This is a genomic window from Deltaproteobacteria bacterium, assembly GCA_016234845.1.
Classification (GTDB): Bacteria; Desulfobacterota; Deferrimicrobia; order Deferrimicrobiales; family Deferrimicrobiaceae; genus JACRNP01.
Genome location: JACRNP010000180.1, coordinates 1 through 7,088, shown reverse-complemented (window position 1 = coordinate 7,088; position 7,088 = coordinate 1). Strand labels below are relative to the sequence as shown.

General features: G+C 64.3%; 4 protein-coding genes. 3 read left to right on the top strand and 1 reads right to left on the bottom strand.

All coding sequences use genetic code 11. From position 1 onward, the window contains the following. Positions 1 to 1,243, top strand: a 1,243-nt coding sequence (locus HZB86_11590) for a nickel-dependent hydrogenase large subunit (protein MBI5906165.1), incomplete at its 5' end; no start/stop codon positions are given. Positions 1,244 to 1,256: 13 nt separating this feature from the next. Continuing rightward, positions 1,257 to 1,856, top strand: coding sequence for a cytochrome b/b6 domain-containing protein (locus HZB86_11585; protein ID MBI5906164.1), 600 nt, complete (start codon positions 1,257 to 1,259; stop codon positions 1,854 to 1,856). Positions 1,857 to 1,940: 84 nt separating this feature from the next. Here the strand turns inward: HZB86_11585 and HZB86_11580 are convergent, their stop codons facing one another. After that, positions 1,941 to 4,385: a PocR ligand-binding domain-containing protein gene (locus HZB86_11580; protein MBI5906163.1), complete on the bottom strand. Its 2,445-nt coding sequence runs from the start codon at positions 4,383 to 4,385 to the stop codon at positions 1,941 to 1,943. Between the two features lie 145 nt (positions 4,386 to 4,530). Here HZB86_11580 and HZB86_11575 point away from each other — a divergent pair. Then, a partial coding sequence (locus HZB86_11575; GenBank protein MBI5906162.1) for a pyruvate, phosphate dikinase occupies positions 4,531 to 7,088 on the top strand: 2,558 nt, incomplete at its 3' end.

Genomic DNA, 7,088 nt, shown 5'->3' with positions numbered 1-7,088 from the left:
CGACGTCGTCTCCGCCCTCCAGGCGAAGCCGAAGGAGAAGTCGCTCCAGGACGTGCAGGCGAGGGTGAAGAAGTTCGTCGAGAGCGGGCAGCTGGGTCCGTTCGCCAACGGATACTGGGGGCACCCCGAATACAAGCTGCCGCCCGACCTGAACCTGCTCGCGGTCGCCCACTACCTCGAGGCGCTGGAGATGCAGAAGGAGGCGTCGGCGGTCGTGGCGCAGCTCGGCGGAAAGATGCCGATGCACATGAGCACGCCCCCCGGCGGGACGACGTTCGTCCCCACCGTCGAGGTGATGGACAACGTCCTGTGGCGCCTGAAGAAGATCCAGCACTGGGTGGACACGGTGTTCCTCCCCGACGTGCTGGCGATCGCCCCCTACTACATCAAGTACGCCGGCATCGGCAAGGGGGTGGGGAACTACCTGTCGTGGGGCGTCTTCGAGGACGCCTCGTTCGACCCGAAGAAGCGGGTCCTGCCGCGCGGCGCGATCTTCGGCGGCAAGCTCGCGGTCGTCGACGTGGACGGCAAGGACGTCAAGGAGTACGTCGACCACTCCTGGTTCACGGCGGAGTCCGGGAACCGGGCGCCGATGGACGGAAAGACGGAGCCGAAGTTCACGAAGATGGGGGACACGAAATATTCGTGGCTGAAAGCCCCGCGGATCAAGGATCAGCCGATGGAGGTCGGGGCCCTCTCCCGCGTGCTGGTCGCCTACCTCTCGGGGAACGCGAAGGTGAAATCCATGGTGGACGGGACCCTCAAGGCGCTCGGCCAGGCGGGGCACCCGGAAGTGCTGCTGTCGGTGCTGGGCCGGATCGCCGCTCGCGTTCTCGAGACGAAGCTGATCATCGACGGGATGATCGACTGGACCGGAGAGCTCCTCGGGAACCTGAAGGCCGGCAAGACGCAGACGTACGCGCTGAACGCGGTCCCGGAGAAGGGGCAGGGGATCGGGCTGTGGGAGGCCCCCCGCGGCGCCCTGGCGCACTACAGCACCATCGAGGGGAAGCGGCTGAAAAACTACCAGTGCGTCGTCCCCACCACGTGGAACGCGTCGCCTCGGGACCACAAGGGGGTCCGCGGACCGATCGAGGAGGCGCTCGTCGGGACGCCGGTCGCCAACCCCGACAAGCCGCTCGAGGTGCTGCGCGTGGTCCACTCGTTCGATCCGTGCATCGCCTGCGCGGTCCACATCATCCACCCGGCCACCAACGAAGTGAAGGCGTTCCGGGTCGTCTGACGGGGAGAGTCCGATGGCGGAAGAGCGGTACTACAAGCACGACGGGAACGAGCGGTTCACCCACTGGGCGCACACCGTCAACACGGTGTTCCTGGTCCTGTCGGGGCTCCAGATCCACTACCCCGGGTTTTCGGTGTTCGGGGCGATGCAGAACGCCCGGTTCCTCCACATCGTATCCGGCTACCTTTTCGTGGCGCTCGGCGTGTACCACACCTACATCTTCTTCGCCCTCGGGAAGCACAAGGTCTCGATGCCGGGGCTCCTGGACTTCTCCGAGGTCGGCCCGATCGTCCGGTACTACCTCCACATCGACCGGGTGAAGCCGGCGTACGAGAAGTACAACGTGCTTCAGAAGTTCGGCTACTTCCTGCTGTTCGCGGTTTCCGTCGTCCAGTCGCTCTTAGGCTTCGCCCTCTACTGGCCGGCGCAGTTCGCCGCGGTGTTCGCCGTCTTCGGGGACGCCGTGTTCGTGCGCATCTGGCACACCCTGATCATGTGGCTGTTCCTCTCCTTCACGGCGCTGCACGTCTACCTGGTGGTGACGGAGGACAGGCGGCTGGTGACCGCGATGGTCGACGGCTACTACTACCGGAAGGCCGCGGACGGGAAGTAGGAGGAAACAGACCGCGCGACACGCGGCCCTCCGCGGGGAAATCGCCCCGCGGAGGGCCGTTTCCTTTGCGGCGGTTGGTCGGGGTTACGCCTTCGTCCCTGGCATCCGCCCGGCAAGCGCTTCCCGCAGCTTCGAAACGGTGTACGGCTTCTGCAACACCCCGTCGAGATTTTTTCCCGCGAAACGGGATCGTACATCCTCGTGGCTGTACCCGCTGGCAAGGACAACACGCACGTCCGGGTTCAGCCGCCGCAATTCGCCGAACGCCTCCGCCCCGTCCATGTGCGGCATCGTCAGGTCCATCAGCACCAGGTCGATCTCCTTGCCGCGTTCCCGGTAGAGGTCCACCGCTTGCAGTCCGTCCGCCGCGGTCAGCACGGTCAAGCCGAGGTGCTCCAGCATCCGCGCCCCCAAGGCGATCAGGCTCTCCTCGTCGTCCACCAGCAGGATCGTTCCCTTTCCCCGCCAGTACGCCAGGGGGGAGGAGTCATCGGTCCGCGCCGTGGTCCCCGTCTCGTCCGACCCCGGAAAGAGGATCTTGAACGTCGTCCCTTTCCCCGGCTCGCTGTAAACTTTCAGCGCCCCCTTGTGCCCGCGGACGATTCCCTGCACGGCGGCCAGTCCAAGCCCGCGTCCCGTGAACTTGGTGGAGAAGAACGGTTCGAAGATCCGGGATCGCGTCTCGGCGTTCATCCCGCTGCCGGTATCCGTCACCTCCAGGTGCACATACACCCCCGGGGCAAGATCCTCCCGAAGCTCCGTCTTGCGCAGGTACTCCTTGTCGCAACGGGTCGCGCCCACCGACACCGTGATCACCCCGCTCTGGTCTCCGATCGCTTCCGACGCATTGATGATCAGGTTCATCACGACCTGACGGATCTGGCTCGGGTCCCCCTGGATCGACGGAAGTCCTTGCTCCAGGTTCAGGTTCAGGATCGCCTTCTTCGAGATCGCGGTCTTCAGCAGGTGCGCCATCTCCTCGACCAGCTCCCGCATCCCCACCCGCTCCAGGGAAAAGGACGACTTGCCGGCGTACGCCAGCATCTGCCGACACAGGTCGGAGGCGCGCCGCGCTGCGGTCGTGATTTCGGTCAGGTTTCCCCGGGCGGCCGACATAGGGGAGATCTCTTCGAGAGCAAGTTCGGCGTGCCCGAGGATGGCCATCAGGATGTTGTTGAAATCGTGCGCGATCCCTCCAGCCAGAACGCCCAGCCCTTCCATCTTCTGCGCCTGCTGCACCTGCCGTTCCAGGGCCAGCTTCTCCTCCTCCACACGCTTCTGCTCGGTGATGTCGATGGTGTACCCCGCCAGCAAGGTTTTCTCTCCCAGAACGACCGGGAACTTGATCGTGATGTAGTTGCGGCCATTCAAATCCTCATTCCGTTTGAGCACCTTCCCATCGGCAACCACGGCCAGGTCATCGGCGGTGATCTTTGCGGCGAATTCGGCCGGAAACAGCTCCGCCATGGTCCTGCCCGTCATATCCCGACCCGGAATGCCGATCATCTCCTGAAAATTATCGCTGGCATACAGTACGCGGCATTCGGTAGGCATCACCTCCTTGATGTAGGTGTAAATCGGGGAGTGACGGATATACTGCGTGAATAATTCCTGACTTTCACGCAGTTCCATCTCCGCGTGCTTCTGCTCGGTGATATTCCGTAGAAAAGCCACAAACTGGCCACCTTCGATGGGGCGGTACTGGACGCTGACTTCGACGTCAAAAATGGTTCCATCCTTCCGGCGGTGCCGGGATTCAAATCGCCCCTCGCCCTGCGCTGCGACCTTCCGGAGATGAGCGGCCGTTTTATCTGCCGTTTCGACGGCTTCCAGGTCGGAAATGCGCATCTCCATCAGTTCCTGTGCGCTATAGCCGCTCATCCGGCAATACGCCTCATTGACTTCCAGCAGGCGCCCCTGCATATCCGTCTTCCAGATGCCATCCATGGCGGTCTGGAGTATGGCCCGGTGTCGGTCATCGCTTTCCTGTATTCTCCTCCGTGCTTCCATTTCCTTGAGATTCTTCAGTCCGATTCCGGAAATGACATCGATCAATCCCTTGATGAAAAGCAGGTAGCTATTCAGTTTTTCTTCGGTCCAGATCGGCACCTTCCTCACCGCTTCCAGGTACGGTTCCTCATCAAATCCATATCTCTTCGCCTGCGCCTTGAAAAAGTCCAGGTCCGGCGGTTCCAAAAAGAACTGGCCGGTAAAAAAATTGCCGTAATGAACGCCTTCGATGATGATCGGGATGGCATTGTCGATGAGGCCATGGGGGCATCGGTAACTGACCGCCGGATTTGCCTCATGAAGGTGACTCGCGATATATCGATCGCTTTTGATACACTCTTTTCTGGATTCACTGTTTTTCCTGTGGAATTTCGTGCATACGTCCTGCCATGCGGTGGCGGTAAGAATGTGACCGTCGCAATCGATTATCGAGGATGGAAACGAGCAGATTTCATTCAACCGATCCTGGAGCAGTTGAAACTGTTCGAGATCGATAAAATCCTGAATCTTCAATGCCATGGGCATTTGCCTCCACACGTGGTTCAACGGTGGCACCAATGGCCTATCGATCGAGATTAGCACGCAATCCGGGGATTTCGGCAAGGACGTTTCATCGCGAGCATACGCTGATTGTCCGGGCGGTTTCGGTGGTACCATCGAACCGGTGAAAAAAACTCCGAGCACAGGACTCCCGGGTCTCGACCGGGTCTTCACGGGGCTCCTCCCCGGCGACAACATCGTCTGGCAGGTGGACGTCGTCGAGGATTACCTCCCGTTCGTCGAGCCGTTCGTCTCCGACGCCCTCTCCAAGGGTAAGCGGCTGGTCTACTTCCGCTTCGCCCGCCACCCCGAGCTGGTGCCGGAAGGAATCGGCGCCGAGATCCACCGGCTGAGCACCGAGGTCGGGTTCGAGACGTTCACCGACCGGATCCACAAGGTGATCGAGGAGGCGGGGCGCGGCGCCTTCTACGTCTTCGACTGCCTCTCTGATCTCGCCGCCGACTGGTACAGCGACCTGATGCTCGGCAACTTCTTCATGGTCACCTGCCCGTACCTGTACGACATGAAGACGTTCACCTACTTCGCCCTCTTCCGCGACTGCCACTCGTTCGACGCCGTCTCCGCCATCCGGGGGACGACGCAGATGCTGATCGACGTCTTCCGGAGGGACGACCGGCTGTACGTCCACCCGCTGAAGGTGGACCAGCGCCACTCGCCCACGATGTACCTTCCGCACGTCTGGGACAGCGGGACGTTCCGCCCCCTGACCGAGAGCGCGGTGCTGTCGGAGGTGCTGGTGGATCTCACGGAACGTCGCGTCGACGCCGTCTCCCGGACGCTCGACATGTGGGACCGAAAGCTGCTGCAGGCGCGGGAGGTCCTCGAGGAGGTCCAGCTCGGCGTCCGCCCGGAGGGGGAGGCGACCGAGATCTTCCGGCGGCTCCTGCGGATGATGGTCATCCGGGACGAACGGCTGGTGGCGCTGGCCTCCCGCTGGCTCGACCTGTCCGACCTGCTCGCCATCCGGAAGCGGATGATCGGGACCGGCCTGATCGGGGGGAAGTCGGTCGGGATGCTCCTCGCCCGCGCGATCCTGCGCAAGACCGACCCGCGCTGGAAGGAGCGGCTGGAGACGCACGACTCCTATTTCATCGGGACCGACGTCTTCTACACGTTCCTCGTCCGGAACGGCTGCTGGCGCGCGCGGCGCGTGCAGCGGAACGCCGCCTCGTTCATGGACGGCGCTTCGGTGGCGCGGGAGCGGGTCCTGACCGGCACCTTCCCGGCCTTCGTCGTCGAGCAGTTCGTCGCGATGCTCGAATATTTCGGGCAGTCGCCGATCATCGTCCGGTCGAGCTCGCTCCTCGAGGACAGCTTCGGCAACGCGTTCACCGGGAAGTACGACAGCGTCTTCTGCCCGAACCAGGGCTCCCCGCAGGAGCGGCTCGAGACGTTCCTTTCCGCTGTTCGGACCGTGTACGCCAGCACGATGAGCCCCGAGGCGCTCCTCTACCGGTCGCACCGGGGGCTGATCGACCGGGACGAGCAGATGGCGATCCTCGTCCAGCGCGTGTCGGGGGCGGTCCACGGGCACCTGTTCTACCCGCAGGTGGCGGGGGTGGGGCTGTCGTACAACCCGTACGTCTGGAGCGAGCAGATCGAACCGGAGGCCGGGGTGCTGCGTCTGGTGTTCGGGCTGGGGACGCGCGCGGTCGACCGCGCGGACGACGACTACACCCGGATGGTGGCGCTCAACGCCCCGCTGCGCCGCCCGGAGTCGGGGCGCGACCGCGGGACGGGCGGCTACGCGCAGCGGCGGGTCGACCTGCTGGACCTGCGGGCGAACCGGTTCTCGTCGGAGACGTTCGACGCCGTGGCCGGGGCGTCGCCCGACCTGCCGATCGACCTGTACGCTGCGCGGCGCAGCGCCCTGTCCCGGCGGGGGGACGAGGCGCGGCCGGGGGCGGAAGGGTGGGTGCTCACCTTCGAGCGGCTCCTGACCGACACGTCGTTCGTCCGGGAGATGCGGGAGATGCTGGGGATCCTCCGGGACGCCTACGAATACCCGGTCGACACCGAGTTCACGGCGAACTTCCTCCCCGACGGACGGTGCCGGATCAACCTCGTGCAGTGCCGGCCCCTGCAGGTGCGGGAGGGGGGGAACATCGTCGAGCCGCCGAAGCGGATCGCGCGCGACGCGCTCCTCCTTTCGACCCGGGGGCCGATCATCGGGCCGAGCTCCCTGTCGCTCATCGACCGGGTGATCTACGTGGACCCGGAGAAATATTCCGCCCTGCCGCTCCGAGACCGCCCGTCGGTGGCGCGGCTGATCGGCCGGATCGTCCACGCGCCGCGGCGGGACGGTCCCCCGAACGTCCTTCTGATGGGGCCGGGCCGGTGGGGGACGAGCACCCCCTCCCTGGGGGTGCCGGTCTCGTTCGCCGAGATCAACACGGCGTCGGTCGTCTGCGAGATCGTCGGGGTGGGGATGGACGTCGTGCCCGACGTCTCCCTGGGGACCCACTTCTTCAACGACCTGGTGGAGGCCGACATGCTGTACATGGCGGTCCACCCGGGGAGAGGGATGGGCGCCCTGAACGCGAAGTTCCTCCTGGACGCGCGGAACCGGCTCTCGGAGCTGCTCCCGGAGGATTCGGAGTGGGCCGGGGTCGTCCGCGTCGTCGACCTGCCCGATCCCGGCGACGGGCGCCTCCTGTACCT

Excerpts from the sequence above, each read along its gene's own strand:
- HZB86_11585 (MBI5906164.1), top strand. The coding sequence starts at position 1,257 with ATGGCGGAAGAGCGGTACTACAAGCACGACGGGAACGAGCGGTTCACC.
- HZB86_11580 (MBI5906163.1), bottom strand. The coding sequence starts at position 4,385 with ATGGCATTGAAGATTCAGGATTTTATCGATCTCGAACAGTTTCAACTG.